Annotated in this window: 1 protein-coding gene and 2 pseudogenes; 1 reads left to right on the plus strand and 2 read right to left on the minus strand. The window is 59.3% G+C overall.

Annotated elements, in window-relative coordinates; all coding sequences use genetic code 11:
• Positions 1 to 29: 29 nt before the first annotated feature.
• Positions 30 to 152: pseudogene (locus tag A3736_RS17835) on the plus strand (transcription termination/antitermination NusG family protein); the annotation flags it as partial.
• 71 nt (positions 153 to 223) lie between these two features.
• On the opposite strand, the pseudogene A3736_RS05465 reads toward A3736_RS17835, so the two are convergent.
• Positions 224 to 491 (minus strand): annotated as a pseudogene (locus A3736_RS05465) (transcription termination/antitermination NusG family protein); the annotation flags it as partial.
• Between the two features lie 53 nt (positions 492 to 544).
• Positions 545 to 775 (minus strand): preprotein translocase subunit SecE, encoded by a 231-nt coding sequence (secE, locus tag A3736_RS05470; protein ID WP_067680221.1) that lies wholly within the window; start codon positions 773 to 775, stop codon positions 545 to 547.
• Positions 776 to 867 lie beyond the last annotated feature (92 nt).

Below are 867 nucleotides of genomic sequence, written 5' to 3' on the forward strand. Positions count from 1 at the left end.
TCGAAGAGGTCGAAGTGCCGACCGAAACGGTGACCGAAGTCAAGCGCGGCAAGAAGGTCCAGGTCGAACGCAAGTTCATGCCGGGATACGTCCTCGCCAAGCTCAACATGACCGACGATGTCTATCACCTCGTCAAGAACACTCCGAAAGTGACGGGCTTCCTCGGCAACAACAACAAGCCGCAGGCGATTTCCGAGAAGGAAGCCGCGCGCTATTTCGGCGGCGTCGAGGAAGCCCGTCACTTTCGGAGTGTTCTTGACGAGGTGATAGACATCGTCGGTCATGTTGAGCTTGGCGAGGACGTATCCCGGCATGAACTTGCGTTCGACCTGGACCTTCTTGCCGCGCTTGACTTCGGTCACCGTTTCGGTCGGCACTTCGACCTCTTCGACGCCTTCGGACAGGCCCAGCCGCTCGGCCTCGGCGATAATGGAATCGCGGACCTTGTTCTCGAAGCCGGAATAGGCGTGGATGATGTACCAGCGTGCCATGATCGTGAAAATTACCCTGTCAAAATATCTGTGTCGGTGGCCGGAAAGCGGCCTCAGGCGAGAGTGAGCAGCCAGCTCACCACGGCCCCGAAGGCCGAATCCACGCCCAGGAAGAACAGCGAGAGGATCACCATCATGATGAAGACGAAGATCGCCGTGCGGATCGTCTCTTCGCGGGTCGGCCAGACGACCTTGCGCGTTTCGGCGCGGACCTGATTGACGAATTCCGCGGGCGACGTCTTGGTCGCAGGTTTCGGCGCAGCCTTGGGAGCGTTATCGGCCATCGGGAACTCACTCGCTTTCGAATCGAATTGTCGTGGCTTCCGGGATGGGGGCATCGCCGCCCCGATTCAAGATCGGGAGGGGCTGGATGATA

The sequence above is a fragment of the Erythrobacter sp. HI0063 genome, from assembly GCF_001635685.1.
Taxonomy (GTDB): domain Bacteria; phylum Pseudomonadota; class Alphaproteobacteria; order Sphingomonadales; family Sphingomonadaceae; genus Qipengyuania.